The organism is Pedococcus sp. P2_A3, from assembly GCF_056405035.1.
In genome coordinates this window covers 102,560-128,477 of the sequence record NZ_JBFUCW010000008.1, presented here as the reverse complement: position 1 = coordinate 128,477, position 25,918 = coordinate 102,560, and the positions used below count along the sequence as shown (strand labels likewise).

General features: G+C 71.5%; 27 protein-coding genes and 1 pseudogene. 14 read left to right on the top strand and 14 right to left on the bottom strand.

Annotation, left to right across the window (positions count from 1 at the left end):
• Positions 1–132 precede the first annotated feature (132 nt).
• The gene (locus AC1DX8_RS08765) at positions 133–465 is read left to right on the top strand and encodes a hypothetical protein (protein WP_477629531.1); all 333 of its coding nucleotides are present in this window, start codon (positions 133–135) and stop codon (positions 463–465) included.
• A 30-nt stretch (positions 466–495) separates the two neighbouring features.
• On the opposite strand, the gene AC1DX8_RS08760 is transcribed toward AC1DX8_RS08765, so the two are convergent.
• Positions 496–1,131, bottom strand: a complete 636-nt coding sequence (locus AC1DX8_RS08760) for a VOC family protein (protein WP_477629530.1) — start codon at positions 1,129–1,131, stop codon at positions 496–498.
• 70 nt (positions 1,132–1,201) lie between these two features.
• Positions 1,202–2,029 (bottom strand): TrmH family RNA methyltransferase, encoded by an 828-nt coding sequence (locus AC1DX8_RS08755; protein ID WP_477629529.1) that lies wholly within the window; start codon positions 2,027–2,029, stop codon positions 1,202–1,204.
• Between the two features lie 40 nt (positions 2,030–2,069).
• On the opposite strand from AC1DX8_RS08755, the gene AC1DX8_RS08750 reads away from it, so the two are divergent.
• Positions 2,070–2,678, top strand: coding sequence for an LURP-one-related family protein (locus AC1DX8_RS08750; RefSeq protein ID WP_477629528.1), 609 nt, complete (start codon positions 2,070–2,072; stop codon positions 2,676–2,678).
• Here the strand turns inward: AC1DX8_RS08750 and AC1DX8_RS08745 are convergent.
• Positions 2,670–3,134: a MarR family winged helix-turn-helix transcriptional regulator gene (locus AC1DX8_RS08745; RefSeq protein WP_477629527.1), complete on the bottom strand. Its 465-nt coding sequence runs from the start codon at positions 3,132–3,134 to the stop codon at positions 2,670–2,672. The genes AC1DX8_RS08750 and AC1DX8_RS08745 overlap by 9 nt on opposite strands.
• A 56-nt stretch (positions 3,135–3,190) precedes the next feature.
• On the opposite strand from AC1DX8_RS08745, the gene AC1DX8_RS08740 reads away from it, so the two are divergent.
• A complete protein-coding gene (locus tag AC1DX8_RS08740; protein WP_477629526.1) occupies positions 3,191–4,435 on the top strand; it encodes an FAD-dependent oxidoreductase in 1,245 nt (414 codons plus the stop codon).
• Here the strand turns inward: AC1DX8_RS08740 and AC1DX8_RS08735 are convergent.
• The 4 genes and pseudogenes from AC1DX8_RS08735 to serS all read right to left on the bottom strand — a co-directional run bounded on the left by AC1DX8_RS08735 (position 4,386) and on the right by serS (position 7,788).
• A complete protein-coding gene (locus AC1DX8_RS08735) occupies positions 4,386–5,198 on the bottom strand; it encodes an HAD family hydrolase (protein WP_477629525.1) in 813 nt (270 codons plus the stop codon). The two genes, AC1DX8_RS08740 and AC1DX8_RS08735, sit on opposite strands and share 50 nt — an antisense overlap.
• 9 nt (positions 5,199–5,207) lie before the next feature.
• Positions 5,208–5,561 (bottom strand): alpha-hydroxy acid oxidase, encoded by a 354-nt coding sequence (locus AC1DX8_RS08730; RefSeq protein ID WP_477629524.1) that lies wholly within the window; start codon positions 5,559–5,561, stop codon positions 5,208–5,210.
• 91 nt (positions 5,562–5,652) lie between these two features.
• Positions 5,653–6,270, bottom strand: a pseudogene (locus AC1DX8_RS08725) (alpha-hydroxy acid oxidase); the annotation flags it as partial.
• Between the two features lie 255 nt (positions 6,271–6,525).
• Entirely contained in the window at positions 6,526–7,788 is a 1,263-nt protein-coding gene (gene serS, locus AC1DX8_RS08720) for a serine--tRNA ligase (protein ID WP_477629523.1), read from the bottom strand.
• Between the two features lie 99 nt (positions 7,789–7,887).
• Between serS and AC1DX8_RS08715 the strand changes: the two genes are divergently transcribed.
• Entirely contained in the window at positions 7,888–8,526 is a 639-nt protein-coding gene (locus AC1DX8_RS08715) for a LysE family translocator (RefSeq protein ID WP_477629522.1), read from the top strand.
• Positions 8,527–8,547: 21 nt separating this feature from the next.
• Here AC1DX8_RS08715 and AC1DX8_RS08710 read toward each other — a convergent pair whose 3' ends face one another.
• Entirely contained in the window at positions 8,548–9,108 is a 561-nt protein-coding gene (locus AC1DX8_RS08710) for a DinB family protein (RefSeq protein WP_477629521.1), read from the bottom strand.
• A 129-nt stretch (positions 9,109–9,237) separates the two neighbouring features.
• Between AC1DX8_RS08710 and AC1DX8_RS08705 the strand changes: the two genes are divergently transcribed.
• Genes AC1DX8_RS08705 through AC1DX8_RS08695 form a run of 3 tightly spaced genes read left to right on the top strand, consistent with a single transcriptional unit; the run spans position 9,238 to position 11,641 of the window.
• Complete coding sequence (locus AC1DX8_RS08705) at positions 9,238–10,350, top strand: diacylglycerol/lipid kinase family protein (protein ID WP_477629520.1); 1,113 nt, start codon at positions 9,238–9,240, stop codon at positions 10,348–10,350.
• On the top strand, positions 10,350–11,021 hold the full coding sequence (locus tag AC1DX8_RS08700) for a phosphatase PAP2 family protein (protein WP_477629519.1): 672 nt from the start codon (positions 10,350–10,352) through the stop codon (positions 11,019–11,021). The genes AC1DX8_RS08705 and AC1DX8_RS08700 overlap by 1 nt, the downstream gene beginning before the upstream one ends.
• Positions 10,958–11,641: a phosphatase PAP2 family protein gene (locus tag AC1DX8_RS08695; protein WP_477629518.1), complete on the top strand. Its 684-nt coding sequence runs from the start codon at positions 10,958–10,960 to the stop codon at positions 11,639–11,641. The genes AC1DX8_RS08700 and AC1DX8_RS08695 overlap by 64 nt, the downstream gene beginning before the upstream one ends.
• Before the next feature lie 21 nt (positions 11,642–11,662).
• On the opposite strand, the gene AC1DX8_RS08690 is transcribed toward AC1DX8_RS08695, so the two are convergent.
• A complete protein-coding gene (locus AC1DX8_RS08690) occupies positions 11,663–12,055 on the bottom strand; it encodes a cupredoxin domain-containing protein (protein ID WP_477629517.1) in 393 nt (130 codons plus the stop codon).
• Between the two features lie 14 nt (positions 12,056–12,069).
• The gene (efeU, locus tag AC1DX8_RS08685) at positions 12,070–12,924 is read right to left on the bottom strand and encodes an iron uptake transporter permease EfeU (protein ID WP_477629516.1); all 855 of its coding nucleotides are present in this window, start codon (positions 12,922–12,924) and stop codon (positions 12,070–12,072) included.
• Between the two features lie 146 nt (positions 12,925–13,070).
• Between efeU and zwf the strand changes: the two genes are divergently transcribed.
• Positions 13,071–14,579 (top strand): glucose-6-phosphate dehydrogenase, encoded by a 1,509-nt coding sequence (zwf, locus tag AC1DX8_RS08680; RefSeq protein ID WP_477629515.1) that lies wholly within the window; start codon positions 13,071–13,073, stop codon positions 14,577–14,579.
• 8 nt (positions 14,580–14,587) lie between these two features.
• Here the strand turns inward: zwf and pheA are convergent, their stop codons facing one another.
• Entirely contained in the window at positions 14,588–15,526 is a 939-nt protein-coding gene (gene pheA, locus AC1DX8_RS08675) for a prephenate dehydratase (protein ID WP_477629514.1), read from the bottom strand.
• Positions 15,523–15,945 carry a DUF4446 family protein gene (locus AC1DX8_RS08670; protein WP_477629513.1) on the bottom strand — a complete coding sequence of 141 codons (423 nt, stop codon included), beginning with the start codon at positions 15,943–15,945 and terminating at the stop codon, positions 15,523–15,525. Before AC1DX8_RS08670 ends, pheA begins: the two co-directional genes overlap by 4 nt.
• Positions 15,946–15,987: 42 nt before the next feature.
• Between AC1DX8_RS08670 and AC1DX8_RS08665 the strand changes: the two genes are divergently transcribed.
• The 6 genes from AC1DX8_RS08665 (at position 15,988) to AC1DX8_RS08640 (ending at position 22,729) form a co-directional block, all read left to right on the top strand.
• Positions 15,988–16,608, top strand: coding sequence for a TMEM165/GDT1 family protein (locus AC1DX8_RS08665; protein ID WP_477629512.1), 621 nt, complete (start codon positions 15,988–15,990; stop codon positions 16,606–16,608).
• Between the two features lie 90 nt (positions 16,609–16,698).
• Positions 16,699–17,901: a DUF1611 domain-containing protein gene (locus AC1DX8_RS08660; protein WP_477629511.1), complete on the top strand. Its 1,203-nt coding sequence runs from the start codon at positions 16,699–16,701 to the stop codon at positions 17,899–17,901.
• Between the two features lie 2 nt (positions 17,902–17,903).
• Positions 17,904–19,697, top strand: coding sequence for an ABC transporter transmembrane domain-containing protein (locus tag AC1DX8_RS08655; RefSeq protein WP_477629510.1), 1,794 nt, complete (start codon positions 17,904–17,906; stop codon positions 19,695–19,697).
• A complete protein-coding gene (locus AC1DX8_RS08650; RefSeq protein WP_477629509.1) occupies positions 19,679–20,782 on the top strand; it encodes a CapA family protein in 1,104 nt (367 codons plus the stop codon). Before AC1DX8_RS08655 ends, AC1DX8_RS08650 begins: the two co-directional genes overlap by 19 nt.
• Positions 20,782–21,654 (top strand): alpha/beta fold hydrolase, encoded by an 873-nt coding sequence (locus AC1DX8_RS08645; RefSeq protein WP_477629508.1) that lies wholly within the window; start codon positions 20,782–20,784, stop codon positions 21,652–21,654. Before AC1DX8_RS08650 ends, AC1DX8_RS08645 begins: the two co-directional genes overlap by 1 nt.
• A gap of 79 nt (positions 21,655–21,733) precedes the next feature.
• Positions 21,734–22,729, top strand: coding sequence for an alpha/beta fold hydrolase (locus tag AC1DX8_RS08640; protein ID WP_477629507.1), 996 nt, complete (start codon positions 21,734–21,736; stop codon positions 22,727–22,729).
• Between the two features lie 108 nt (positions 22,730–22,837).
• On the opposite strand, the gene AC1DX8_RS08635 is transcribed toward AC1DX8_RS08640, so the two are convergent.
• Together AC1DX8_RS08635 and AC1DX8_RS08630 are read right to left on the bottom strand one after the other, a co-directional pair.
• Positions 22,838–24,232 carry an ATP-binding protein gene (locus AC1DX8_RS08635; protein WP_477629506.1) on the bottom strand — a complete coding sequence of 465 codons (1,395 nt, stop codon included), beginning with the start codon at positions 24,230–24,232 and terminating at the stop codon, positions 22,838–22,840.
• A 10-nt stretch (positions 24,233–24,242) separates the two neighbouring features.
• Positions 24,243–25,901 (bottom strand): FAD-dependent oxidoreductase, encoded by a 1,659-nt coding sequence (locus AC1DX8_RS08630; protein WP_477629505.1) that lies wholly within the window; start codon positions 25,899–25,901, stop codon positions 24,243–24,245.
• Positions 25,902–25,918 lie beyond the last annotated feature (17 nt).

The following is a 25,918-nucleotide window of genomic DNA, read 5'->3' as shown; positions in this document are numbered from 1 at the left end:
CCCGTGCCGACTGTCAGACGACGCGGGAGACGCCCGGCAGCCGGGGTTATAGTCGAAGGCGAGCAGACACGGCGTCGTTCCGCGCCGGCACGGGCCGTCGCCTCCTCTCACGTCAACTGTGAAGGTCTCCTCATGATCAGCGCCGATGGGCTGCACGTCACGATCACCTCGTCCCCGGCCTCTGACAGCTGGGGGTTCGTGGGGGTCCTGTCCGTGGGCGACTTCGAGGCATACCGCACCATCCGCGCCTACAGCACGCCCGACGACGCGCTCCAGGCGGGTCAACACCTGCTGGCGGAGGTGCTGGGCACGCTGATGGCCGGCCAGGAGTGGCGGACGGCCGAGGGAGAGTTCGGCCACGCGCCCCGGCGCACGGACCTGCAGTTCGGACTGAGGGCCAACCGGGGTGCAGCCACGGCGGCCGCTCCGGCCGCACGCGTCGAGGACGAGCGCGCATCCACGTGACGGCCGGTCGACGCCCCGCGGCGACCTGGGTCAGACGGTGACCTTGCCCTCAGGGGTGTCGAAGGTGACTGCGAGCAGCCCGGGGGTGCCGCGCGGGGCGACGAAGGTGAAGTCGATGACCGAGGAGGTCTCGTCGGGCGGCAGGCCGAGCCAGTCGCGCACGCGGTCGGGGTCGCCCGCGATCTGCAGGTTGTCGATGGTGACCGTCGTGTGCGCGCCGACCGACGGGTGCAGCGCCACGTCCTCCCACTGCACGAAGTAGGGCAGCTGCGGGTCGGACATCAGGCCCTTGATGCCGAGCTGGCGCCAGCGCAGCTCCACGCCGTCGGGGCGGTAGCGGTTGCCGGGCACTGCCTCACGGCCGATGCGGGTCTCGAGGGGAGCGAGGTCGTCGACGGCGATGCACCACCCCAGCCACCCGCCGCCGGCCTCTGACCTGGCGCGCACGGCCTGGCCGAACGGCGCCTTGTCGGAGGCCGGGTGGTCGAGGACCTCGACGACCTCGACGTAACGCTCGTGCGCCAGCGGGAGGATCACGTTGCGCGTACCGAACCGCGGGTGGATCCCCCCATCGACCGGGTCGACCCCGATCAGCTTGGCGAGGCGCTCCGCGGTCGCCTGCAGTCCGTCGTGCTCTGCCGCATACGAAACGTGGTCAACTCGCATACCCGACATCGTGACATACGTCAGGGAGTGCTCCTGACACGGGTGTGGTCAGTGAGGCTTCAGGGCGACTTCAGTGGGACGAGCCGGCCGCCGCGGCACCCCGCTGGCGGACCGCCTCGTAGATGACGATGGCGGCGGAGGTCGCGACGTTCAGCGAGTTCGCCTTGCCCACCATGGGGATCCGGACCTTGTATGCCGCGTGCGCCAGCACCTCGTCGGTGAGACCGTACTTCTCGGCTCCCACCGCGATGGCCACCGGTCCGGTGTAGTCGACATCGGTGTGGAGCAGGTCGGTGTCCGGCGTCGTGGCGACGAGCGCGATGCCGTGCGCGTCCAGCCACGCGAGGGTGTCGGCGGTCGAGTCGCTGGCGACCGGCACGCTGAAGACGGTGCCCTTGGAGGCGCGCACCAGGTTGGGGTTGCCCCAGTCGGTGACGGGATCGGCAGCCACGACAGCCTCCGCGCCGGCCGCATCTGCGGTGCGCAGCATCGCCCCGAGGTTGCCCGGCTTCTCGACGCCCTGGCACAGCACGGTGAGGGCGCGCGGCCCGACGGAGAGCTCGCTGCACGACCGCACCACCGAGGGCACCACCGCCAGGAAGCCGTCGGGTCCCTCGCGGTACGCAGCCCGCTCGAAGGCGGTGCGCGACACCTGCACGGTCTCCACGCCGTCGCGACGGACCTCGTCGACGACGCGCTCCTGGCTGGCCGGGTCGAGCATCAGCTCAGGGCAGTAGTAGAGCGCCTCCGGGAACACCCCGGCGGCGAGCGCGAGGCTGAGCTCCTCGAACCCCTCGACGAGGGTGCGCCCGGTCTCCTCGCGGGTGCGCCGACGGCGCAGCGCCGCGAGCGCCTTGAGGCGCGGGTTCGACGGCGAGGTGATGATCAGGTCTGCCATGGCAGACCCAGTCTGTCAGCGATGCGGCACACTGTGCGCCATGAGCCAACCCGCTGCCACGGAGCGATACTCCCTGCGCCAGAAGATCACGATGATGGTCAACCGCTACGAGATCCGGTCGGTTGACGCCGCCGGGGTCGAGGGGCCGGTGATCGCGGTCGCGCAGCAGAAGCGGATGGCGTTCAAGGAGCAGGTGACCTTCTACTCCGACGAGGCGCGCACCCAGCCGGTCTTCTCGTTCAAGGCCCGCACCCGGATGGACCTCGGTGCCACGTACGACGTCTTCGACGCGTCCGGTGCGCCGATCGGCTGGTTCCGCAAGGACTTCGGCAAGTCGCTGCTGCGGTCGTCGTGGCACCTCGGCACCCCCGACGGGCTCGAGGCGTTCGGCACCGAGCGCAACCAGAACATCGCGATCCTCCGTCGGGTCTGGGACTTCCTCCCGGTCGTGGGCGACATCCCGCTGCCGTTCCTCTTCCACTTCGACTTCACCGCCCCGGACGGGAGCCTCGTGCTGTCGTCGGAGCGCAAGCGGAGCCTGCGCGACCGCTACGACATCCGCATGCCGCAGGCCAGCAACGGCTGGCAGCTCGACTGGCGGGTCGGTCTCGGCATGGCGGTGGCGCTGGACGCGCTTCAGTCACGCTGAGCCGCGCTCGATCCTCGTGCGGTGCCGCTCGGTCAGCTCGGTGATGCCGTCGAGCAGCTCGCCCATCCGCTCGAGCTCGGCGATCGTGAATGACCCGAAGGCCTGCTGACCCTCGGTGACCATGGGGCCGTAGGCCGCCCACGTGCGTCGGGCCCCCTCCTCCTTCATGGCCACCAGCACCTGGCGCCGGTCGGTCTCGCTCGGCTGCCGCGCCACGAAACCCTTCACGACGAGGCGGTCGATGAGCGCCGTGGTCGCAGCCGGCCGCAGCCCGGTCGCGGCGCTCAGCTCGCCGGCCGTCCGGGGACCCTCGCTGAGGATGTCGAGGCACCGCATGTCGGCCGGGCCGAGCCCCAGCGACCGGCCGACGGCGTCGTCGAACGCCTGGACGCTGCGCTGGTAGCGCTGCATCGCCCTCCCGGCCTGCTCGATGGCTGCTTGACGGGTCCGTGCCACGCGTGCAATCCTTTCGATTATCGAACTATCCGATTGTCGTAAGAAAGGCTACCACTGTGAAGGCTGTCGTCGTCGGGGGAGGAGTGGCCGGCCCCGCCACCGCCATGGCCCTCCAGCGGGTGGGCATCGAGGCCGTCGTCCTCGAGGCCCGTGACCGGGCCGCCACCCAGGAGGAGGGCTCCTACCTCACCATCGCACCGAACGGCCTCGACGCGCTCGCCGCCATCGGCTGCCTCGACCTCGTGCGCGACCTCGGTTTCCCCTCGCGCCGCAACATCATGCTGGGCGCCACTGGCCGCCTGCTCGGGTCGATCACGCTGGGCACCCCCCTGGCCGACGGCACACCGGCCCTCACGATGAAGCGTCCCCACCTCACCCACGCGCTGATGGACGAGGCCACGCGTCGCGGCATCGAGGTCAGGTATGCCGCCAAGGTCGCCTCCGTGGGCACGGAGGGAACCACGGCGGTCGCCGTCCTCGAGGACGGGAGCACCGTCGACGGGGACCTGCTCGTGGGCGCCTCGGGCGTGCACTCGGCCGTCCGGACCGCAGTCGATCCCGGCGCCCCTGCTGCGCGGTACGTGGGCCTGACCAACTTCGGCGGCATCACCCGCCAGACCCCGCTCGCCGAGGACCTGCCCGGTGACGGCTGGCAGTTCACCTTCGGGCGGCACGCCTTCGTCGGACTGCACCGCACCCCCGCGGACGACGTCGTCTGGTTCGTCAACGTCCCCGAGCCGGAGATCAACCGGGAGCGGCGGACGGCCACCACCCACGACCAGTGGCAGACCCTGCTCGCGGCGCTGGTCGCCGACGACGCGGGACCTGCCCGGGCGCTGATCGAGTCGGGCGAGCTCGAGCTGGCCGGTGACAACACCTACGACCTCGGCCACGTGGCGACCTGGCACCGCGGACGCCTCGTCCTGGTCGGCGACGCCGCGCACGCGCCGTCCCCGAGCTCGGGGCAGGGCGTGTCCCTCGCGATGGAGGACGCCGTCGTGCTGGCCGGGTGCCTCGCCGACACCTCCGACGTCACGCCCGGGTTCGAGCGATTCGTCACCGCGCGCCGCAAGCGTGTCGAGAAGGTGGTCGCGGTCGGTGCGCGGTCGAGCAGCTCGAAGCTCCCGGGCCGGATCGGCCGCGTGCCGCAGGAGGCCATCATGCGGGTGGTCTTCCGCCACCTCGTGACCGACAAGGCCCAGGACTGGATCACCGGCTACCGGGTCAGCGAGTCCCCGCAGGGCAGGGCGGTCAGAGCAGCGAGCGCAGCACCGGGACCAGGCCGTCCTCGTCGACTGTGAGGGTCACCTCGTCGGCGATCTCCTTGACCGAGTCGGGGGCGTTGCCCATCGCCACCCCGCGGGCGGCCCAGTGCAACATCTCCACGTCGTTGCGCTGGTCGCCGACAGCCACGGTGTCCTGCGGTTCGACCTCGAGGCGCCGCCGCAGGAGCTCGAGGGCCGAGCCCTTCGAGACCCCTTCGGGGTTCAGGTCGAGCCAGGCGGAGAAGCCGACGGCGTAGTTGACGCCGTGCAGGCCGATCCGTTCGGTGAGGGCGAGGAAGTCCTCGGCCGTGCCGTTCGGCGACCGGAACGTCACACGGGTCACGGGGTCGGCGACGAGCTCGTCCCACGGCACGACCCGCAGCTCGCCCTGCAGCTCACCGTCGGGGAAGGGCGCGCTGAGCTTGAAGCCCACCCCCAGCTCCTCGACGGCGACGACCGCGTCCGGCCACTCGTGGCGGAGCAGGTTGAGGGCCGGTGCCGGGTCGAAGGTGATCGCGTCGATGATCCGGAAGCCGCTGTCCTCCCGGGCGTCCAGCTCGATCGTCACCGCCCCGTTGGAGCACACGGCATACCCGGTCTCGATGCCCAGCTCGGCCATGACGGTGGTCGTCGCCACGATCGACCGGCCGGTCGCGATGATCACGTGGTGCCCAGCGGCGATGACGTCGTGGACGGCGTCGCGCACGGCCGGTGACAGCTCACCGGCGTGGTTGATCGTCGTGCCGTCGACGTCGAGTGCGACGAGGCGGGGCGGGCCCGCCTGCGGGGAAACGGTCATGTGCGGAGCCTACGGAAGGCGGACGTGCTGGGGACCGAGGTCGGCGATTCGACGCGCGCCGAGGAGCGCCATGGTGCGGCGCACCTCGGTGCTGAGGATCTGGGCAGCCCGCTCGACCCCCGCTTCGCCACCGGCCATGAGGCCGTAGAGGTACGCACGGCCCACGAGCACCGAGCTCGCGCCGAGCGCCACCGCTGCGACGACGTCGGAGCCGGACATCACCCCGGTGTCGACCATCACCTCGGGGCCGTCGCCCAGGGCATCGCGCACGTCGGGCACCAGGCGCACCGGCACCGGCGCCTTGTCGAGCTGCCGACCGCCGTGGTTCGACAGCACGATGGCATCGGCCCCGGCGCCGAACATCCGGCGGGCGTCCTCGACGGTCTGGATGCCCCTTGACGATGAGCGGGCCGTCCCAGGTGGAGCGCACCCAGTCGAGGTCCTTGAGCGTCATGGTGGGGTCGAACAGCGCGTTCATCATCTCCGCGACGGTGCCGTCCCACCGGTCGAGGCTGGCGAACCGCAGCGGCTCAGTGGTGAGGAAGTTGACCCACCAGTTCGGGTGCATCGCCCCGTCGAGCACGGTCTTCGCCGACAACGCCGGCGGGATGTTGAAACCGTTGCGGACGTCGCGCAGCCGCACCCCCGCGACCGGCACGTCGACGGTGAGGACCAGCGCCTCGAACCCGGCCGCCTTCGCCCGGGCCATCAGGTCCTCGGCCGGCGCGTGGTCGCGCCAGACATAGAGCTGGAACCACTTGCGGGCGCCGGGCGACGCCTGCGCCACGCCTTCGACGTCGGTGGTGCCCAGGGTCGAGAGGCAGTAGGGGATGCCGACCCGCTCCGCGACGCGGACCACGGCACGCTCGCCCTCGTGCTGCATCATCCGGGTGAACCCCGTCGGACCGAAGCCGAAGGGCTGCGCGGACGGCGTGCCGAGGACCGTCGTCGTGGTGTCGATGTCGCCCACGTCCTGCAGCACCGACGGCTGGAAGGTCAGGTCGCGAAAGGTCGCCCGGGCCCGCGCGAGGCTCAGCTCCGACTCGGCCGCCCCGTCGGTGTAGTCGAACACCGACCGCGGAGTGCGCCGCTTGGCCACCTCACGCAGGTCGGCGATCGTCAGCGCGCCCGCCAGCCGGCGCTTCTTCGCGTTGAGCTCGACCGGCTTGGGTCGCAGCAGCGGCTTGAGCTCGGACCACTTCGGCAACTGGCGATCGCTCACCTCGCCGACGCTACCGCCTCAACACAACGGTGATTGCTCGACGAAACGKGGTCTGTGGSMGCCGTTTCGTCGAGCAACCACCGTTTTGCGGGGGTGCGGGGGCGGTCAGACCGGCTGGAGGACCTCGAGGCCGAGGAAGGGCTGCAGCGCCTTCGGCACGACGACCGACCCGTCGGCCTGCTGGTGGTTCTCGAGGATCGCCACCATCCACCGGGTCGTCGCGAGGGTGCCGTTGAGGGTGGCCACCGCACGGGTGCCCTGGCCGTTCGGGTCACGCTCGCGCGTGTTGAGTCGGCGCGCTTGGTATGTCGTGCAGTTCGAGGTCGAGGTCAGCTCGCGGTAGCGACCCTGGGTCGGCACCCAGGCCTCGCAGTCGAACTTGCGCGCGGCCGGACCACCGAGGTCGCCCGCGGCCGTGTCGATGACGCGGTAGGGCACCTCGATCTTGGCGAGCATCTCCTTCTCCCAGCCCAGCAGCCGCTGGTGCTCGGCGGCCGCGTCCTCGACGCGGCAGTAGGTGAACATCTCGACCTTGTGGAACTGGTGGACCCGGATGATCCCGCGGGTGTCCTTGCCGTGCGACCCGGCCTCGCGGCGGTAGCAGGCGGACCACCCGGCATACCGCTTGGGCCCCGCCGACAGGTCGAGGATCTCGTCGGCGTGGTAGCCGGCCAGCGCGACCTCGGAGGTGCCGGTGAGGAACAGGTCGTCGGCCTCGAGGCGGTAGACCTCGTCGGCGTGCTTGTCGATGAAGCCGGCGCCGGCCATGACGTCGGTCTTCACCAGCGTGGGCGTGATCATCGGCGTGAAGCCGTGCTCGACGGCCTGCGCGATGCCCATGTTCAGCAAGGCGAGCTCGAGCCGCGCGCCGACCCCGGTGAGGAAGTAGAAGCGCGAGCCGCCGACCTTGGCGCCGCGCTCCATGTCGATGGCCGCGAGCGACTCCCCGAGGGCGAGGTGGTCGCGGGGCTCGAAGTCGAACGACGGGATCGTGCCGACCTGCTCGAGCACGGTGTAGTCATCCTCGCCCCCGACCGGGACGCCGTCCTCGACGATGTTGCCGATCTGGCGGATCAGCCGGCCGAGCTCGGCCTGCGCGGCGTCGGCATCGGCCTGCAGCTGCTTGACCCGCGCGGAGAGGTCCTTGGTCTGGGCGAGCAGGGCCTGCTTCTCGTCACCCTGGGCCTGCGCGACCTGCTTGCCCATCGACTTCTGCTGTGCGCGCAGCTGCTCGAACTCGGTGAGGGAGGAGCGGTGCGCCTGCTCGGCGGTGAGGATCGCGTCGACGATCCCCTCGTCCTCACCGCGGGCGCGCTGGCTGGCGCGGACGCGGTCCGGGTCCTCACGCAAGAGCTTGATGTCGATCACCGGGTCAGCCTAGCGATCGCGCACGAGCGCCCATCGCAGGTCCGTCTCGCGGTCTGAAACCCGTTGCCCGGGCGCGTGGCCGGGCGCGATCCTTGCGGTATGCCGTCCACGCCCACCCTCGCGTCGTTCGCCCTCGCGGCGACCGCCCTCATCCTGCTGCCCGGCCCGGCGATGCTGTTCCTCATCTCGCGCGGGATCGGCCAGGGGAGCCGACGGCTGGCCGTGGCCTCGATGGCCGGCATCGAGTCTGCGACCGCGGTGATGGTGGTGGCGACGGCGTTCGGCCTCTCCGCGGTGATCAGCTCGTCGGTGCTGGCCTTCTCCGTCGTGAAGTACGTCGGCGCGGCATACCTGCTCTGGCTGGCCGTCAAGGAGTTCCGCAGCAAGGGGCACTTCGCCCTCGACCGCGCGCCCGTCACGCACTCACGACGCGCGTTCGGCGACGCCTTCCTCGTGGGCATCTCCAACCCCAAGACGGCGGTCTTCTTCGTCGCGTTCTTCCCGCAGTTCCTGCACCGCGAGTCCGGGCCGATCTGGTCGCAGGTGCTGGTGCTCGGCGCGATCTTCGTCGCGATCGGTGCGGTCTTCGACAGCCTCTACGCGTTGAGCGCGGGCTCCATCGGCGCGTGGTTGCACCGCCACCCCCGCGCGGTCGAGCGGCAGAAGTACGTGTCGGGGAGCATCTTCCTCGTCATGGGCGGCGCGGCGGCACTGACGGGACATCCGCAGAAGGCCTGACGGGTATGCCGCGGGCGCGGCTCAGGCGCGGACGTCCACCAGGTGGTGCGCGAGGTCGTGCAGGAAGTACCGCCCCAGCGTCAGCACGGTGAACTGCGACCCGTCGCTGCGCAGACCCGAGCGGTCCCACTGGTCGTCGCGGACCCCCGCGAACGTCCCCGACACGGTCGCCGCCGCCTCCTGCAGCTGGGTGTCGACGACGGCCGGGTCCTGCTCGCCGTACCGCTCGGCCAGCGCCGTCTCGTCCTGGTCCCAGTTGGCGAACCGCGGCCCGTCCTCGGCAAGCATCAGGGTGAGCCGCCCGTCGAACACGCGGCAGACGTCCCGCACGTGGCAGGCGTACTCCAAGGCCGACCAGACGCCGGGCGCCGGGCGCTGGGCCGCATCGGGTCGCTGCAGCACGGCGGTCCACGGCGCGGTCGACGCGAGGGTGGTCGGTGCGATCTCGGCCGCGGCCACCGAACGGGCGTCGAACCCGCAGTCGGGGCAGGGGCGCTGAAGGGTCCAGGTCCAGTCCTTGGTGTCCGGGACGATCCCGTCGGCCAGGCTCTGGTCACGAGGGTCGGCATGCTGGTCGGCCATGGCGACCACGGTAGGCGGCGGACCGGTCGCCGCGAAGGGCCGCGGGCGCCAACTCCCGCACCGATCCTGCCGTTCCACGGACGCTCTGACCTGTGCGGATGCGACCTCGCCGTGGGGTAGCGTCGGCCCGTGCTTCGCGAACATTCCGGCTGGGTCGCCCTCGGGGCGATCGTGCTCGTCGTCCTGCTCGCCCTCGGCATCGCCGGGTGGGCCGGGATGCGCGTGCGCAGTGTCGGTGGTGCCCACCGTGGCCGCCGGTGGGGGCGCCGCCCGCACCGCAACGACTTCCGCCCGGAGGGCACCGTGTCCGAATCCCCCACTCGTCGTGCCGCCATCATCGTCAACCCCACCAAGTTCGACGACGTGGCGGCGGTCCGTCGCAGGATCACCGAGCAGTCGGTCAACCTCGGGTGGTCCGAGCCGCTGTTCATCCTCACCACCGAGCGCGACCCCGGCACCGGCCAGGCCAAGGAGGCCCTCGACAAGAAGGTCGACCTCGTCTGTCCCCTCGGGGGCGACGGCACGGTGCGCGCCGTCGCCGAGGCCCTGGTCGGCAGCGAGGTGCCGATGGGACTGCTGCCCGGTGGCACCGGCAACCTGCTGGCCCGCAACCTCGACCTCCCGGTCGACGACCTCGACGACGCCCTGCGCGTGGCGCTCACCGGCCAGAACAAGCGCATCGACGTCGGGCGCCTCACCATGGACACCTCTGGTGAGGACCAGTCGCCCGCAGAGCACGTCTTCCTCGTCATGGCGGGCCTCGGCTTCGACGCCGCGATCATGGCCGACGCCCCGGAGAAGCTGAAGGCCAAGGTCGGCCCCGCGGCCTACGTCGTCTCCGGCACCCGCAACCTGCGCGGACCGCAGTTCAAGGTGCGGGTCAAGGTGGAGGACCAGGAGGAGTTCACCCGCCGCGCGCGCACGGTGATCATCGGCAACTGCGGCAAGCTGCTCGGTGGGCTGGTGCTCATGCCCGAGGCCGAGATCGACGACGGCCAGCTCGACATGGTGGTCCTCTCCCCCAAGGGCATCGCCGGGTGGGCCGCTGTCGCGGCTCGCCTCGCCACGCGCAAGCGCAAGGGGCACCAGATCGTCGACCACTACACCAGCCCGTCGATGAAGATCCGCGCCGACCGCCCCCAGGAGGTGCAGATCGACGGCGACACCCTCGGCAAGGCGCGCGGGATCTCCGCCGAGATCGTCCCCGGCGCCCTCGTCGTGCGCGTGGGCTCCGTCGACTGATGGGGCGCGGTGCGCGCCTGGTGCGCGGTGCGGTGGCGATGGTGCTGTTCGTGGTGCCGGTGCTGCTGCTCGGCTTCGCGGTGCGGCAGAAGTTCGACCCGTTGATCCGGCTCGACAACGACCTCATCCGCAGCGCGACCGGCTTCACCCGTGAGCACGGCATCGCCGACTCGCTCATCGCCCTCCAGAGCATCAGCCAGCCCTTCCTGCTCTACCTCCTGGCCAGCGGGCTGTGCCTGTGGGCCTGGCTGGCCAAGGGCCTGCGCGGCCGCGCGCTGTGGGCGTTCGTCACGATGATGGTCGGCTGGAACATCGGCCTCCTCGCCAAGGCCCTCGTCGGGCGGGCTCGGCCGGTGGTCGAGGACCCGATCTCGCACTCGCCCGGCTTCTCGTTCCCGTCGGGCCACGCGTTCAACGTCGCCGTCGTGACGACCGTGGTCGTCTTCCTGCTCTGGCCGCTGCTGTCGCCGGCGGGTCACCGCGTCGCGATCGTGCTCGCGGTGGTGTTCTCGCTGGTCGTGGGTCTGGACCGGATATTTCTCGGCGTGCACTTCCCGTCCGACGTGTTGGCGGGCTATGTCCTCGGTGTGGGCATTACGTTCTCCTCATGGCTCGGATTCATTGGCAAGACGGCCGCGACCTCCTCACGAGGGCTGTCGCACCCGGTGTAGTCCTCTTCGGGGTGCTCCTCGGCATTGGCCTGCTCATCACCGGACCGTTCTCCGCGATCGACCGGGCCGAAGACCGGACGGCGCGGGCGCTCAGCCGCGACCGGACCGACTTCTGGAACCCGATCAGCTGGGTCTTCTCGAGGCTGGGCAACACCGAGATCGTCATCGGCGTGTGCCTCCTCGCGGTCGCCCTCATCTGGTGGCGCACGCGCGAGTGGCGGTGGTCGCTGGTCCCGCTGGTCTCGATCTCGTTGCAGGCGACGATCTTCCTGTTCCTGACCCTGGCGGTCGGACGAGCCCGACCACCGGCCAACCCCATGGACACCTCGCCGCCCACGACCAGCTATCCGAGTGGTCACACCGGCGCGTCCACGGCGTTGTACTTCTCCCTGCTGCTCATGGCGGCGACCCGCATCGAACGCCCGTGGCTGCGCCGCGTGCTGATGACGGTGTGCGGCGCCATCCCGTTCCTCGTCGGGATGGCGCGGCTCTACCGCGGCGCCCACCACATCTCCGACGTCATCGCCGGCCTGCTCAACGGCGTCGTCTGCGCGATCCTCGCCTACCAGTGGTACCGCCACCGGGCGCGCGCAGGGGCGGCTCAGCTGAAGAGCGCCTGACGCGTCGGGCGCGTCGGGCGCCTAGCTGGTCGCCGCGTCGGTGACGGTGAAGTCGGCGCGGATGCCGTTGCCCTTCATGCCCGGCTTGCAGGCGGTCTGGTAGGTGCCGGGCTTCACACCGTCGACGTGGACGGTGCGGGTCAGGCCCGGGGTGATGTTCTCGACCTCACCGATGACCTGGTCGCCCTCGCCGTAGACGTAGAACTCGTTGACCTTGGAGCCGGTGTTGCGGACGGTGAACTCGATCGTCCCCGCGGCATCCTCGGTGCGTTCGACCTTGCACGCCGCGTCGGTGGCCTCGACCGCGATGGGGCCCTTGGCGCTGGTGGCGGCGGTGTCGCCCGCGCTCGTGCACGCAGTCGTGGCGAGCAGGACGACCAGGCCGAGACCGGCAGGGACGGGCGTGATGCGCATGGTGCTCCTCGAGCTCAGTGGGGCGTGCCGACTGCGGCGGTCGCAGGGCTGGCCGGGGCGGGTGCGGTCCGTGTCGGCCGGAGGAAGAAGGTCATGACCACGACGAGGTAGAGCGTCCAGGCGACCGCCTGCAGCCAGGTCGTGCTGGGCGTGAAGTTCACCGTGCCCTTGAGGAGCGTGCCGTACCAGGAGTCGGGCGGGACCACGCTGCTGACGTCGAACGCGAGGGTGTTCAGGCCCGGCAGGAGGGCGGCCTCCTGGAGGTCGTGGATGCCGTAGGACAGGATCCCGGCCGCGACCACGATGAGCGCGATCCCGGTGTAACGGAAGAACTTCGAGAGGTTGATCCGCACCGCCCCGCGATAGATCAGGACACCGAGCACGACGGCCACGGCGATCCCCAGCACGAACCCGACCAGCGGTTGCGAGGTGCCGGCGCCGGCCGTCTGGACGCTCGCATAGAAGAACAACGCCGTCTCCAGGCCCTCACGCCCGACGCCGAGGAACCCGACGAGGGCGACGGCCCAGCCGCCGACGGAGAGCGCCTGGTCGAGCCGGCCCTTGAGCTCACCGGAGATGGTCCGGGCCGCGGTGCGCATCCAGAAGACCATCGCGGTGACGAACGCGACGGCGAGGACCGAGGCGCTCCCGCCGATCAGCTCCTGGGTCTCGAACGACAGCTGGCGCGTGCCGAAGGTGAGCACCGCGCCGATCGCGACCGAGAGCCCGACGGCTGCCACCACCCCGGTCCAGACCTGCCGCAGGGCCCAACGGCGCTCCGTCTTGACGAGGAACGCGACGAGGATGACCACTACGAGGGCGGCTTCGAGACCCTCACGGAGTCCGATGAGTGCATTGCTGACGAGCACGATGACCTGATTTCCGTCACACGGATGTTGCGTATTGAGACCAAGGTAAGCCTCACCTAACCCTCCCCGTCAAGTCCCGCTCGCTGCGCGGCATACCGGCTGGACACACAGGTGCGGGTGGGCACGGCCGGTGCCATGATCTGGACGTGTCCGAAGCCACCCCGAACCGCGCCGCCCAGACGATCTCGTATCCCGCGGCGGACGCCCGCAGCTCCCGCACCGCGCTGGAGAAGGCCGACCCGCACGTCATCGTGCTCTTCGGCGCCACCGGTGACCTCGCGCGACGCAAGCTGCTGCCGGGGATGGCCCACCTCGTGTCGTCGGAGCTCGCGCCCGCGATCCGCGTCGTCGGCACCTCGCTGGAGGAGATGAGCAACGAGGAGTTCCGCGAGTTCGCGCGCCGCGCGGTCGACGAGTTCGGCACCCACCCGCTGACCCCGGAGCAGTGGGACAAGTTCGACGACAACCTCGTCTACGTGCCGCAGTCGGCCGGACCCGAGGCGCTCGCGACCACCGTGAAGAACGCCGAGGAGTCCCTCGGACCGGACACCCTTCGGCTGCACTACCTCTCGGTGCCACCCAAGGCCGCGGTCGCCGTGATCCAGATGCTGCGCGACGCCGACCTCGTGGCGCGCTCGCGGGTGGTCATGGAGAAGCCCTTCGGCACCGACCTCACCAGCGCCATCGCGCTCAACAACACGGTGCACGAGACCTTCGACGAGAGCCAGGTCTTCCGCATCGACCACTTCCTCGGGAAGGAAGCGGCCCAGAACATCCTGGCCTTCCGGTTCGCCAACGGGCTGTTCGAGCCGATCTGGAACCGCAACTTCATCGACCACATCCAGATCGACATCCCCGAGACGCTGGGCCTGGACGAGCGGGCCAGCTTCTACGAGGCCACCGGCGCCTACAAGGACATGGTCGTCACCCACCTGTTCCAGGTGCTCGCGTTCGTGGCGATGGAGCCGCCGACCGCCCTCGAGCCGCGGGCCATCTCCGAGGAGAAGAACAAGGTCTTCCGGTCGCTGCTCCCGATCGACCCGTCCGACGTCGTCCGTGGTCAGTTCGCGGGCTACACCGACCTCGACGGCGTGCCGGGCGACTCCGACACCGAGACCTTCATCGCGCTCAAGGTGGGGCTCGACAACTGGCGCTGGGCCGGCGTGCCCTTCTACTTGCGCACCGGCAAGCGGATGGCCGAGGGCGCGCGGATCATCTCGATCGCCTTCAAGGAGGCGCCGCGGTCGATGTTCCCGACGCACTCGGGCGTGGGCAACGCCGGCCCCGACCACCTCACCTTCGACCTCGCCGACGAGTCGAAGGTGTCGCTGTCGTTCTACGGCAAGCGCCCCGGCCCCGGCATGCGCCTGGAGAAGCTCTCGATGCAGTTCTCCACCCGCGAGACCGAGCGGGTCGGCGACGTCCTCGAGGCGTACGAGCGACTCATCCTCGACGCCATGCGTGGCGACCACACGCTGTTCACGACGGCGGACGGCATCGAGTCACTCTGGGAGCGGTCGCAGCCCCTGCTCGACAACCCGCCGGAGGCCAAGCCCTACCCGGCCGGCTCGTGGGGCCCGAACGCCATCCACCAGCTCATCGCGCCGCACGCGTGGCGGCTGCCCTTCGAGCGAGTCTGGCGCGAGAAGAAGTAGCCCTGGGGTCAGGTGCCGCGGAGGGAGTGCAGCCAGGCCCGCGCCTCACCGAACGCCGCGTCGCTGGTGTGCGGCGTGACCCGCACCGCGGTGCCGTGGGCGGCGGGGTAGCTGCCGAGGAACCGCACGTCGGCGCACACCCGCTTGAGGCCGAGCAACGCCTCGCCGACCCGCTCGTCGAGGACGTGCCCCTCGATGTCGATCGAGAAGCAGTAGTCACCCATCGACGACTTGGTCGGGCGTGACTCGAGCCGCGACATGTTGATCCCGCGCACCGCGAACTGCTCCAGCAGCTCGAGCAGCCCACCCGCGTGGTCGTCGCGCTGGAAGAGCACCAGCGTTGTCTTGTCGGCGCCGGTGCGCTCGGGGAGCTGACCGGGCCGGGCCACCGAGACGAAGCGCGTCACCGCGGCGGCGTTGTCACCGATGCCCTCCGCGAGCACGTCGAGCCCGTGGTTCAGCGCAGCGACGGGCGCGCACACCGCTGCCTGGTATGCCGCGTGCGCGCCATCCGGGCCCGCGAGCCCGGCCGCCGCGGCGGCCGTCGACAACGTCGGGACGTAGGCCGCGTCGGGCAGGTGGGTGCCCATCCAGCCGCGGACCTGCGCCCAGGCATGGCTGTGGGTGCCGACGGCGCGGACGCGGCCGAGCGGCATACCGGGCGGTGCGGCGAGCACGAAGGTGATGGGCACCAGCACCTCCCCCACCACGACCAGGGGGTCGCCGCTGGCGAGGGCATCGAGGGTGGCGCTCACGCCCCCCTCGACAGAGTTCTCGATCGRCACCATGGCGGCGTCGACCTCGCCGGCGCGCAGGGCGTTGAGGGCTGCCTCGACCGACGGCAGGGGCACGTGCTCCTGCCCCTGCGCCGGCGCCCACGCCTGCAACGCCATCTGGGTGAAGGTGCCTGCCGGGCCGAAGTAGCCGTGTCTGGTCACGGAGGTCATGTCCCTGCTCCTGGGGATCCGGTGCGGGCAGCGGCGAGCGCCTGCTGCTCCTCGGGGCTCAGGGTCGCGTCGGAGCCGCCACCCACGATCCCCTTGGCGTAGGTGCGGGACTCGCCGCGGGCGTGGATCGAGGAGAACACCAGCCCGTCGCCGCGGTCGTCGACGACGGCGGCACTGAACGAGAGCCGACCGCCCATGTCACCGAAGGCGTCGTAGCGTACGACTGCGACGTGCCGCAACGCCTGGGCGATGTCGGCGCGGAGCGCGGCGAGGTCACCCGTGCCGACCGGGCGCTGCCCCTCGACCGCGCGCAGCTGGGTCCGGAGCCGTCCGACCCGCACGACGGCGACGAGTGCGACCACCAGTGCGACGCCGGCCACCGCGAGGGCGGCGACGGCGAGGGTCTGGGAGTCGGACACCCCGTCAGCGTATTGGGGTGCCGCGGATAGAGTCGACGCGATATGGATTTCCACCTCGCCACCATGGCCATCGTCTTCGGCGCGATCTTCCTCGTCGAGCTGCCGGACAAGACGTTCATCGCGACCCTGGTGCTGGCCACCCGGTTCCGACCGCTCTTCGTGTGGATCGGCGTGTGCCTCGCGTTCGCCGTCCAGACCCTGGTCGCCGTGACCGTCGGTGGCCTCCTGGCCCAGCTCCCGAAGCGGCCGGTCGAGATCTTCGCCGCCCTGATGTTCCTCGTGGGCGGCGTCATCCTGCTCCGGGGGGCGGGCAAGGCCGACGAGGAGGAGGCCGAGACCGAGGAGGAGTTCTCCCACAAGGGTGCGGCGACCGCGGTCGGGCTCAAGGCGGTCGGCGTCTCGTTCGGGGTGCTCTTCCTCGCCGAGTGGGGTGACCTCTCGCAGCTGTTGACCGCGTCGATGGTGCTGCAGTTCAAGGAACCCGTGTCGGTCTTCATCGGCGCCTTCCTCGCCCTCGCCGCGGTGTCGGCCCTGGCGGCCGTGCTCGGTCGGGCGCTGCTGGCCCGGGTCCGGCTGGCCACGATCCGCCGGGTCGGCGGAGGCGTCTGCCTCCTCCTGGCGATGCTGACCGTCCTGCAGATCCTCGAGGTCATCTCCATCTGAGGCACTGACCGGCGCCGGCCGCTCGCGTCACGCTTTCTCCCACCCCCGCTCTCTACACCTTGGGTTCTCGCGAGGTTTGGAGGAGGGGTCATGTCTCGACAGGACGTGTGGGTGCGGCCGTTGGACGCGGCGACCAGTGGGCGGGCGCGGCAGAGCTTTGCCACCCGACGGGTGCCCGCGTCGGCGATGCAGACGCTCGTCGGCGGGGCCGTGCGGCCCCGGTCGGGTGACGTCGTCCTGGCACAGGTCGAGCGGTTGGGGCACCACCGACGGATCGAGCAGCCGAACGGCCGGCGCAGCGCCCTGCACCACGGCGACCTGGTGGTCGTGGCGTACGCCGACCGCTACGCCACCGACCAGTTCGAGTCGCACGTGCCCCGCTCGCTGGGGCGGGTGCAGCTGGTGGCCTCCGGCGGGATCGCCTCGCAGGCCCTCTCGCAGAGCCGGTCGGTGCGCCGCGCCACCGACATTGTGCCCCTGGGGCTGGTGGGCGACGAGCTGGGGCGACCGCTCAATGTCTGGGACTTCCGGATGCCCGAGGTCGTGCCGCCCGCCGAGCGCCCACGGACCGTCGCCGTCCTCGGCACGTCGATGAACGCCGGCAAGACGACCACCATGCACTACCTGCTGCACGGGCTGAGCAAGGTCGGGGTGAGCCCAGGCTCGGTCAAGGTCACCGGCACGGGGTCGGGCAACGACTACTGGGTCATGTTGGATGCCGGTGCGCACCGCATGTTCGACTTCACCGACGCCGGGCTCGCCTCGACGTTCCGCCAGCCCATCCCCGTCCTCGAGACCGCGATGACCCAGCTCGTGGCGCAGCTGACGACGGCCGGTTGCGGGGTCAGCTTCGTGGAGATCGCCGACGGTGTCTTCCAGCAGGAGAACCGCCTCCTGCTGACGTCGCCGGTCGTCCACGACCTGCTGGACGTCGTCGTGCTGGCCGCCTCCGACGCCATGGGGGCAGCGCACGGGGTCGACTACCTGCGCGAGCGCGGGTTCGAGGTGGCCGCGGTGTCCGGCATGCTCACGCGGTCGCCCCTGGCGATCCGGGAGACCCAGGAGGCCACCGGGCTCCCGGTCTGGGGGATCCCCGAGCTGCAGGCGCCCGAGCTGGTCATGCCCGTCCTGGGCATCGATCCCACCCTGGCCCGGCAGCCCGAGCCGGCACCCCCCGCGGCCTGGCCGATCGAGCTGGAGGGTCTCGACCCCGAGCTCATCGCGCTGGCAGACGCCCACCTGCCCCACACCGAGCTGGTGCGCTCGAGCGACGTGCTCCACCAGGCCGGCTGACCGTGGACGCACCACCGCCCCACCGGCTGTCCTCGGAGAGCCCTCGTCGCGCGGACCTCAGGGTCCAGGGCGGTCCGACGGCCGAGCGCGAGCGCTTCCGCGTCTCACGAGCGGCGATCTGGGCCGTCGTCGTGCTGGGCCTGGCCCAGGGTGCGTGCCTGCTCGCCTTCATCCTGATCCTGTCGAAGGTCGTCGAGGTGCTCGAGCCGACCGGGGTGGGATTCGCTGCCGAGCGCGAGTACCGCCACTCGCTGGTGGCCTGCGCGGTCCTCGCCGGCCTCGGTGCCGCCCTGGGCATCCTGCGCGCGATCGAGTTCACGGTGACCGAGCGCGCGGGCTACGCCGTGGTCCGGCGCCTGCGGATGGAGATGTACGCCCACCTGCAGCGGATGCTGCCGGCCCACCTCCTGCACCGCGCCCGGGGTGGCCTGCTGCTGCGCCTGACCGGCGACCTGAGCATGCTGCGGATGTGGCTGAGCCGCGGCCAGCTGCAGGGCACCTCGGCCGCGATCACGTTGGTGGCGGGGCTGACCGCCGCCTTCGTCCTCAACTGGCCGATGGCCTGCGCGCTCCTGGCCGTCATCTGCCTGGGCGCGGTGGCCTCGCTCTACAGCGGCCAGGCGATGCGGTCGGCGACCCGCACGATGCGGCGCCGGCGGTCGCTGGTCATCGGCAACATCACCGAGCAGATCAACGCCCTGGCCGTGACGCAGGTGGCCGGCCGGACCGGGGGTGAGTTCGCGCGACTGTCGCGCCAGAACGACTCGCTCAACCGGGCCCTCGTACGGGTGGCTGGCCTCCGGGGAAGGCTCCGGGGCCTGGCGACCGGCACGAGCATGGTCGGCACCGCCGCCGTCGTGGCCACCGGGGTCGTCCAGGCCCGGCGGGGCGACGTGCTCCCGGCAACCGTGCTGCTCGAGGTCCTGGTCGCCCGCTTCCTCACCCGCTCGGTGCGCACCCTGGGGCTGATGCACGACTACTGGCACCGCGGCACCGTCTCGCGCCAGAAGATCCTCGACTTCCTCGCCAGCTCGAGCCGGGCCGTGGACAGCGCACTGCTCCCGCCGCTGCGCGTGCGACGTGGCGAGATCCGGTTCAACGACGTCACCGTGGACGACTCGCTCGACGGGCTGACCGCCCTGGTCGAGCCGGGCACGGTCGTGGCGATCGCCGGCGGCGCCGACTCGGGGGCCGCGACCGTGCTCGACCTGGTGGCCCGCCTCGTGGACCCCGACGGCGGCGTCGTGATCGTCGACGACCAGGACCTCGTCGAGACGGCCCCCAGCTCCATCGGGCGCGCGGTCGGGATGGTGGCTCCCGACCTCCCGCTGATGCGCGGGACGGTCACCCGCAACCTCACCTACTCGGCCCGGTCGTCGACGCCCGAGGAGGTTCAGCGGGTCGCCTTCGGGCTGGGCCTGCACCAGACCCTCCCCCGACTGGGTGGCGCGGGGGTGGACGAGTGGCTCGTCGAGGGCGGGCAGAACGTCTCCCCCGCCGACCGACAGCTCATCGCCGTCGGCCGCGCCCTGATGGGCAACCCGCCGATCCTGCTGCTCAACCGTCCGTTCGAGGGGCTCGACCCCGCGAGCCGCATCCTCGCCCGTGCCATGGTGCTGCGCCACCGCGGCACCGTGCTGTGGTGCACGGACGACCCGGAGGACCTTGCCGAGGCCGACGTGATCTGGGTGGTCGAGCGGGGCCGTCTCACCGAGGTCACGGACGGCGGGACCTACCGCGCAGAGCAATGGACCGGTCGAAACCACCAGGAGAGCCGATGGCCCGCCACCACCTGACCCGTGACCGGCGGCTGATGGCCGCCCTGACCGCCGTGACGTCGGTGTGCCTCGCCTCGGTCGGGTGGCAGCTCGCCGTGGCTGCTCCCGCCGCCCCCGAGGTGGTCTCGCGCCCCGTCTCGGCAGGCCCGGACGGCCACCTCGACCTCACCTTCGCCGGCGACACCATGCTCGGTGACGGGGCCCAGCACCTCATCGACACCAACGGCCACGACGCCCTGCTCGGCGGGGTGAAGCCGCTCCTCGGTGGTGACGTCACCATCGTCAATGCCGAGGGACCCATCACCACCGTCGCCAGCCCGGCGAACCCCGGAGCGAAGTACTCGTATGCCGTGGACCCCCGGGGAGCCGCCGCCCTGGCCCGCGCGGGCGTCGACGTCCTGGGCCTGGGCAACAACCACGCGATGGACCGGGGTGCGACCGGGCTCACCCAGACGCAGCAGCTCGCGCAGGCAGCGGGAATGGCGACCTTCGGCGCCGGGGCCAACCGCGCCGAGGCCATGCGGCCGCTGGTCCTGAGCTCCCCGCAGGAGACCATCGCGGTGGTCGCCTTCGGCGAGAACTTCGGGCCCATGCACCGCAGCACCGAGACCACTGCGGGCATGGTGCCGCTGAGCCTCGACCGGGTCGAGCGCGGAGTGCTCACGGCCCGGGCGGCCGGGGCCACGAAGATCGTCGCGTTCGTCCACTGGGGCGACAACTACGCCGACGTCAACGCCCAACAGCGGTACTGGGCCGGCGTGCTCGTCGACGCCGGCTACGACGCGGTCATCGGCACGGGCGCGCACGTCCTCCAGCCGGTCGAGCTGCTGCGTGGCACCCCCGTCGCCTACGGCCTGGGCAACCTCGCCTTCGGTGCGCCGGGCCGTTTCGCGAGCTACGGCAAGGTCGGTGTCGGCGCGGTGGCCCACCTCCGCTGGGACGCGACCGGACGCGGGACGCTGCGGCTCGACTGCGTGCAGACCGACAACCTGCTCGACGGCTACGTCGCCCGACCGTGCCCCGCCGTCACCCGCGCCGCCGCACAGCGGGTGCTCGGCACCCCGGTGACGTGGACCCAGAACACCGCATCGATCTCCTTCTGATGCGACGCCCCCGACTGACCTGGATGGTGCTCCTCGTGACGATCGCCGTGAGTGCGGCCTGTGGCCACCCGACCGACGAGCCCTGGGGGCCGCACGACACGGGATCGTTCGAGTTCGCACCACCCGGGCGCACCCCCATCAAGGTCTTCTATGCCGTGGGCTCCGGCGACGTGGCCGGTGGCCGCATCGTCGTGGTGATGCACGGCACCAACCGCAACGCCGCCGAGTACCGCGACTCGTGGGTGCCCCTCATCGCGCACCACCCGTGGGTGGTGGTCGCGCCCGAGTTCGACCGTGCGGACTTCCCGGGAGTGGCGGCATACAACCTCGGCGGAGTGGTCGACGACTCCGGTGACCCGGTGTCACCCTCGGCCTGGACCTTCTCCTACCTCGAGCCGCTGGTCGAGGAGGCGAGGGCGAGGAGCGGGGTCCATGACGCGTCCTTCGACCTCTTCGGCCACTCGGCCGGCGCCCAGTTCGTCCACCGCTACCTCGAGTTCGTCCCGCACGCACCGGTGCGACGGGCCGTCGCGGCCAACGCCGGGTGGTACACCGAGCCCGACCCCGACGTCACCTTCCCCTACGGCTTGGCGGACGCGCCGCGTCCGGTCGACCTGCCGACGCTCCTGAACCGCGACCTGACCGTCCTGCTCGGGAGTGACGACGTCGAGGAGGAGAACCTCCGGCAGGACGACGGGGCGAGCCGCCAGGGCCCCACCCGCATCGACAGGGGCCAGCGCTTCTACCAGGTGGCCAGCGCACAGGCTCGCGACCTCGACACCCCCTTCCACTGGACCCTCCAGGTCGTCCCCGGCGTTGCCCACGACCACGCCGCCATGGCGGCCGCGGCGGCGGACGTCTTCGCCCGGTAGCCCGGCGCCGCACCGCGTAACGCGCCAGGCTCCCGGACCGTCTTCCCGGCATCCCCCGATGTCAAGGCAGGCGGTCGTCATGAGCATCCCCCAGAAATCCACAGTCCACGGCACCGCGACCGCGCGCACCGGACGCGCGACGGCCGCCCTCTGCCTCGTCGTCGGAGCCTGCCTCTGCGCGTCGCGAGCGGACGCCAGCACCACGGCCGCACCGTCGAGCCGGCCCTTCACCGTCGGCACGGCGATCCTGGACTACTGCGGCAACGGCTCGCTCACCCACAAGGTCGGCTCGGTGCGACGCGTCGTCTTCGTCATCCACGGCAGTTCGGGCAACTACTGCGACTACGCCCGGTACGCGATGGACGCCGCCAGCGCCGCCGGTGTCCTCGGCACGACCCTCGTCGTCGCCCCCTCCTTCCGGACCGACCCGGCACCGAGCGGCGAACCCCACCTGACGTGGGGCTCGGGGTGGCGCGAAGGCAACCTCAGCACCAACGCCGAGGGGCCCCGCGTGTCGAGCTTCACCGCCCTGGACCAGCTCGCCGCGGCGGCCCGCCAGACGTATGGCGCCAGCGTGCGGCTCGTGGTCGTCGGCCACTCCGCGGGCGGCCAGCTCGTGCAGCGTTACGCGGAAGGGAGCGACGCCCCGTTCGCGGCGTTCGTGCCGATGAACCCGTCGAGCTACGCCTACCTCGACGGGCGACGCTGGGCGGCCGACGGCACCCTCCAGACCGTGACCGGGTGCCCCGGCTACAACACCTGGAAGTACGGGCTCGACGGCCTCAACACCTACATGAGCGCCCACGGCGCGATCCCCCAGCGGTATGCCGCCCACCGCGTCGCCATCCTCCTCGGCGGCTCCGACACCGAGCGCGACCCCGACCTGGACACCGGCTGCGAAGCCGACGCCCAGGGCTGGAACCGGCTCGAGCGCGGTCAGCACTTCCACGACCACCTCGCCGCCCAGCTCGGCTTCAGCCCCTCGGCCCACACCCTGTCCGTGGTGCCGGGAGTCGGCCACGACGCCCGGTCGATGCTCGCCTCAGCCGCAGCCGGAGCCATCCTGTTCCAGTGAGCCGCGGCCGGCGCTGGCTGGGTCTGGCGGGAGCGGGGAGCGCGCCCAGCGCGCGAGCCGCGGATGGATCGCGCCGGTCGCGGAATCCCCTCCGGCCGCCGAGACCGGTCAGCCCTCGGCGGCCCGCAGCGGGAGCCGCACCCGGACGAGCGCGCCGCCGCCGGCCCGTGCCCCGAGCGAGATCTCGCCGCCGTGCCGCTCCACGACGATCCGTCGCGAGATGTCCAGGCCCAGCCCGGTGCCCTTGCCCACCTCCTTGGTGGTGAAGAACGGCTCGAACGCGTGGGCCACCACGTCGTCCGGCACGCCGGGTCCGTCGTCGGCGACCTCCACGACGACGCCCGGCTCGGCGTCCCGGACGGTGAGCCACAGGGTGCCAGCGCCCTCCATCGCGTCGACCGCGTTGTCGATGAGGTTCGTCCACACCTGGTTGAGCTCACCCGGGATGGCCTCGACCCGCGGGAGGTCCGCCGCGTAGTCACGCACCACCGTCACGCCCCCGCGCAGCTTGTGCCCCAGCATGACGAGGGTGCTCTCGAGACCTTCGGTGACGTCGGTCTGCTGCACCAGGGCGCGGTCGAGTTGGGAGTACGACCGCACGGCCCCGACCAGCTCGGAGACGCGGTGCGTCGCCTCGCGGATCTCGCCGAGTAGGGCGTCGACGGTCAGGGAGCTGGCCATCCACTCGAGAGCAGGGGCCAGCTGCGCGGGCTCGAGGGCCTCGGCGACCTGGTCGAGCACGCCCACGTCGGCGCCGGCTGCCGCGAAGGGTGGGGCGATCACCCAGTCGCGGTCCACGTCGTGGCGCACCAGCCAGGCCGACAGCTCCTCCTCGCGGTCGGCGGCGGCCACCGCGTCCTGCTCGCCACCGATCGCCCTGACCGAACGGCGCAGGGTGTCGAGCGCGACGAACTGCTGGGGCGTGGCCGCGCTCTCGGCCAGTCGGCGCAGCGACGAGGCGAGCGCCGCGGTGGCTCGGTCGAGGGCGTCGACGGAGCGGGTCGCCGCCGAGGCAGGGTTGTTGATCTCGTGGGCCAGACCCGCGGCCAGCGTGCCGAGCGCGACCAGCGACTCGCGCTGGCGGGCCTTGGCCTCGATGCTGCGCACCGTGTTGACGAGGCCGCCGATCAGGTGGACCCCGAACGGGAACCACTCCCGGGCCACCTCGCCGAGGGACTCCGCCGGCACCCGCAACATGCGTCCGGGGGTCGCGGCGCGGGCCGTCGCCATGTAGACACCATGGGCGTCCCACGCCCGGAAGCCCCCGGCCCACTGGCCGGGGTTGGTCATCATCCCGAGCTCGGTCTCCTGGTGGCCGACCCGGCGCACGAGGGTGAGCGACCCCTCGAGCAGCACCCACCAGAAGTCGGCCGGCGTGCCCTCACGGAAGGCCTCGTCGCCGACGTCGAACGACCACTCGGTCCCGGCCGTCCAGAGCCGGTCGCGCTGCTCGGCCGTGAGGCCGTCGAACAGCGCGATGTGCGCCAGCTCCTCCGCGCTCACCTGGTGGCACTCATGTCGTGGCCAGGAACCGGTGCACGAGGTGGACGGCCATGCCACCCTCGCCCACGGCGGACGCGACCCGCTTCATCGAGTCGAGCCGCACGTCGCCGGCGGCGAACACTCCGGGCACGCTCGTCTCCAGCGCGTAGGGAGCCCGCTCCTCGGGCCAGGCCGACCGGCCAGAACGCTGCAGCAGCTCCGGTCCGGTCACGACGAAGCCGTGGTCGTCACGCAGCACGTCGTCGCCGAGCCAGTCGGTGCGCGGCATCGCGCCGATGAAGACGAACAGCCACGAGGTGTCGACCTCTTCGGTCTCGCCGGTGCCGCGGTCGCGCAGGGTCAACGACTCGAGGTGCTCCTCGCCCCTGGCGGCGACCACCTCGCAGCCGACCCGCACCTCGATGTTCGTGCAGGCCGTGATCCGCTCGACGAGGTACTGCGACATGGTGAGCTCGAGCCCGGCACCCCGGACGAGCATGACGACCCGTTTGGCGTACCGCGCCAGGTTGAGCGCCGCCTGGCCCGCGGAGTTCGCGGCCCCGACCAGGTAGACCTCCTCGCCCTCGCACTGGGCCGCCTCACTCGCCGAAGCCCCGTAGTGGACGCCACGGGCACCCAGCTCCTCGATCCCCTCCGCGTCGAGCCGCCGGTAGGAGACGCCCGTGGCGATGAGCACCGACCGCGCCTCGAGCTCGTCGGCGTCGTCGATGACGATCGAGCGCACCGGTCCCTTGAGTCGCAGCCCCACGGCTTCCCGGGCCACGACCATCTCCGCGCCGAACCGTGCCACCTGCGCCACCGCCCGGTGGGTGAGGTCGGCCCCGGAGAGCCCCTTCGGGAAGCCGAGGTAGTTCTCGATCGAGGCGCTCTGCCCGGCCTGCCCACCCGGTGCGTCGCGTTCGACCACCACGGTCCGCAGCCCCTCCGACGAGGCGTAGACGGCAGCCGCGAGGCCGGCCGGACCCCCGCCCACGATGCACAGGTCGTAGAGGGGGGCATCGGCGAGGGTGTGCAGACCGAGGGCAGCAGCCAGCTCACGGTTGCTCGGGCTCCTCAGCGGCTCACCCTCCGGCACGAGCACGAGCGGCAGGTCGGCCGGCTGGGCCCCCGCCAGCTCCACCAGCTCATCGGCGCCGTCGTCACGTTCGACGTCGAGCCACGCGTAGGGGACGTGGTTGCGCGCGAGGAACGTCTTGACCTCCTGACTGCGGTCTGACCAGCGGTGGCCGACCACGCGCACCTGGTCGGCGGTGTCGCGGTGGCCGTCCTGCCAGTCGCCGAGCAGGTCCTCCACGACGGGGTAGAGCTTCTCCTCCGGGGGGTCCCAGGGCTTGAGCATGTAGTAGTCGAGGCCGATGTCGTTGATCGCCCGGATGGCCACGTCGGTGTCGGCGTAGGCCGTCAGCAGCAGCAGCTTGGTGTCCGGGCTGACGCTGCGCACGCGCTCGAGCAGCTCGATCCCGGTCATCCCCGGCATCCGCTGGTCGGACACCACGAGCGCCACCGGCCGTCCCCGCAGGGTGAACTCGGTCAACAGCTCGAGTGCGCCCGGACCCGACGTGGCACCGGCGACCCGGAAGTCCGCGCCGAACCGGTCGCGCAGGTCTCGGGTGATCGCCTTCGACACCACAGGGTCGTCGTCGACGGCCAGGATGGTCGGCTTCGCCACGTTCGGAGGCTACCCGC